Here is a 2925-nt window from a genome sequence, read left to right as displayed (position 1 = left end):
TATTCTACATCGAAGAGAGAGTACCTCTGGAAAGGCCTGGGAACTCGCAACAAATTTCGCGGCGCTCGATCGTGGCATCAATGTCAGGGGATCGGGTCTAGCTGGCGGCTGGCAGAAAGCTGGGAGCCTATATCACAAACCGAGTCAGGCCCAGATCCACGCATTGACACGCTCGAGGCACAGTGCTAAAATAAAAGCTTGGGTTTTTCGTCCGATCAGAAGGGGAGTAGTTGCCCGTGCCTGGCTTTCAGCGCGGGTGCAGGGCCGTCAACACGACGGGGGTACCTTCCGGCTCTGCTAGCGGGTTATCAAACCTACGCAACGAGACCTTCGACCTGTAGGCCTTCCTGGCTTAAAGGTCGAAGGTCTTTTCTGTCGAACGGCCCGGATCGGTATGGCTTCTCGATCATAAAGGAACGCTTTACTCGGGAACTGCTCTCGGTGAGCGCTCTGTCGGGGTTGATTTCGGTATTCGTGGAGAACGTAGCAACCGTTCTGATCATCGCCCCGGTCGCCCTCGGGGTGTCGCTAAAGCCAAACATTCCCCCGTTCCGTTTCTGATTCGGAGTTGCGGTGTCAGCCAACGTACAACGTGCGGCCACCATGATCGGAGATTCGCCCAGCATCACCCTGGCCACGTCCTCCGGGATGAGCTTCATGGACTTCTCTTGGATGAAAGGCCCGGCTGGGCATCTTCTTCGCGGTCGAACTTGGAGCGCTTGCCTCCTTCGTATACCGTGGGGGCAATAAGTCTCGGGTTCGCGGTTGCCGCACTGGTGTGGTACCGGTTCCATCGCAAGGATGTCAGCTTTCCGAGGTTCCTCGCGAGGCTGGATTGGAGCACCCTGCTCCTGTTGATACGGCTGCCGTTCACGCTTCCAGCAGTCAGCACGGCATACGCGGCCCTGTGGCTCGTATGGGGCCGGACCTATTGAAAGGAGTGTCATCTTTGCCTGCAATCACACCTGCCCAGTGGCTGACGCTCGGCATCTTTCTCATCTGTTGCATACTCCTCGTGATCCGTAAGGGCCACCCTGTGTACGTGGCCTGGTCCGGGGTCGCCGTCCTGCTCTTGCTACGCGTGATTACCCCTGAGCAAGCGATCCGATCGCTCAGCTTCAACGCCATAGGCATCATAATCGGCATGATGGTTCTCTCTGAACTCTTCATCGCTTCAGAAGCGCCGGCCTTTCTAGCTCAGAGGCTCATGTCGCGTTCCAGGACGGTGGCAGGCGCTGTGCTCTCAGTTTGTTTTCTGTCGGGTTTCATCTCCGCCTTCGTCGAAAACGTGGCGACGGTGCTGATCGTGGCTCCGGTCGCGCTCGAGGTAGCGCGAAGGCTAGACATCTCCCCCATTCCGTTTCTGGTCGGGATCGCGATATCGGCCAACCTACAGGGAACGGCCACCATGATCGGGGATTCGCCCAGCATCATCCTGGCCATGTCTTCGGGCATGAACTTCATGGATTTCTTTTGGATGAAGGGTCGCCCGGGCATCTTCTTCGCAGTCGAGCTCGGAGCGCTCACTTCCGGCTTGGTGCTGTACCTGGTGTTCAAGAAGTACGGCCAGCCGCCGGCGGGCATCAGGCAAACCGAGGTGAGGACCTGGGTGCCGACCTACCTGCTCATAGCGCTCATCGTGACCCTGGCGGTCTCCTCGTTCTTCGTAAACAAGCCGCCTTACACCGTGGGCGCGATATGCCTCGCGTTCGCAGCTCCTGCACTAGTCTGGTACCGGTTCCATCGAAAGGATGTCAAGTTTCCGAGGTTCCTGGCGAGGTTGGATTGGAACACTCTGCTCCTGTTGATGGGGTTGTTCATACTCATCGGAAGCTTCTCTGTGGTAGGCCTGGTAGACGTGATAGCCCGCGCGATTTTGAACGTCACCGGCAACAACGTGTTCCTGGCCTTCAGCGCGATCGTGTGGATATCGGTTCTCGTGTCCGGGTTTGTGGACAATATCCCCTACACCCTGGCCATGATCCCGGTGGCTCAAAAGGTAGCTGCCAACCTCGGTATGCAGCCGTGGGCCTTGCTCTTCGGGCTGCTCGTGGGGGCGAGCGTTGGAGGTAACATTACGCCGATAGGCGCCTCCGCCAACGTGGTGGCCATGGGCATCCTCCGCAAGAACGGGTACAAGCCCACTTTCTGGCAGTTCGTCTCAATAGGGCTGCCGTTCACGCTCGTAGCGGTCGGCACCGCCTACGCCTTCCTGTGGCTTGTGTGGGGCAGAATCTGACAGGTCAGGCGCCTGACCTGGGCGGTCGGGCGCCTTCGAAGCATGCGGCTCCTGACTCATGCAATCCGGAATGATCCTAACCTGGAGGAGGTCAGGCTATGCTCGGAACGCTTAGAAACTATTTCCTAACAGGGCTCATCGTACTCCTTCCGATAATCGGTACGGTGTACACGGTCCGGGTCGTGTTCGGGGTAGTGGACGTCATTTTGGGCCCGGTGGTCCACTCCGTCGTCGGCCATCCGATACCTGGGCTGGGCTTTGCGCTGACAGTGCTGCTCATCCTGGGAGTCGGTGCATTCGCAACCAACTTAGTTGGCAGGCGGTTGCTCTAGATCGGCGGCGGCCTGTTCCGCGGCACAAGCAGGACCCCTGTGTGGGGGCACGGGTAGGTAAGCTTGACTTAATGACAACCACGACGCGTGGTGGGGTATTCTGGCAGCCTGTCCGAGCACATCGCTTTCCGGAGAGTTCACCCGCGTTTAGGCCAACTGAAGACCGAACCCGCGTCAGGGAACACTGAACCCGTGCGAGCCCCTGGAAGGCAAGACTATGAGGCTGTGAAACAGGACCCTGAGCATAATTGGCCTAACTCTCGCTGGTTTGATCGTGATCCTCTACGGGACTTCGCGGGTTATCCTGCTGAACGGTTTCGCGAGGTTGGAGGAGCATGACGTCCGCCGTAACGT

The 2925-nt window shown here is 58.4% G+C and carries 4 protein-coding genes; 3 read left to right on the top strand and 1 reads right to left on the bottom strand.

Annotation, left to right across the window (positions count from 1 at the left end; translation table 11 throughout):
- Positions 1 to 301: hypothetical protein (locus HPY90_RS15705; protein WP_287195899.1), on the top strand; the 301-nt coding region annotated here is incomplete at its 5' end.
- Positions 302 to 314: 13 nt separating this feature from the next.
- Here the strand turns inward: HPY90_RS15705 and HPY90_RS15700 are convergent.
- On the bottom strand, positions 315 to 794 hold the full coding sequence (locus tag HPY90_RS15700) for a hypothetical protein (RefSeq protein ID WP_287195897.1): 480 nt from the start codon (positions 792 to 794) through the stop codon (positions 315 to 317).
- Between the two features lie 155 nt (positions 795 to 949).
- Between HPY90_RS15700 and HPY90_RS15695 the strand changes: the two genes are divergently transcribed.
- Together HPY90_RS15695 and HPY90_RS15690 are read left to right on the top strand one after the other, a co-directional pair.
- Positions 950 to 2239, top strand: a complete 1290-nt coding sequence (locus tag HPY90_RS15695; RefSeq protein ID WP_287195895.1) for an ArsB/NhaD family transporter — start codon at positions 950 to 952, stop codon at positions 2237 to 2239.
- Between the two features lie 98 nt (positions 2240 to 2337).
- The gene (locus HPY90_RS15690; protein WP_287195893.1) at positions 2338 to 2571 is read left to right on the top strand and encodes a DUF502 domain-containing protein; all 234 of its coding nucleotides are present in this window, start codon (positions 2338 to 2340) and stop codon (positions 2569 to 2571) included.
- Positions 2572 to 2925: the final 354 nt, after the last annotated feature.

The sequence above is a fragment of the Syntrophothermus sp. genome (genome assembly GCF_013314835.1).
GTDB classification, from domain to species: domain Bacteria; phylum Bacillota; class Syntrophomonadia; order Syntrophomonadales; family Syntrophothermaceae; genus Syntrophothermus; species Syntrophothermus lipocalidus.
This window is presented reverse-complemented; position numbering and strand designations above follow the sequence as displayed.

Excerpts from the sequence above, each read along its gene's own strand:
- HPY90_RS15700 (WP_287195897.1), bottom strand. The coding sequence starts at position 794 with ATGGAACCGGTACCACACCAGTGCGGCAACCGCGAACCCGAGACTTAT.
- HPY90_RS15690 (WP_287195893.1), top strand. The coding sequence starts at position 2,338 with ATGCTCGGAACGCTTAGAAACTATTTCCTAACAGGGCTCATCGTACTC.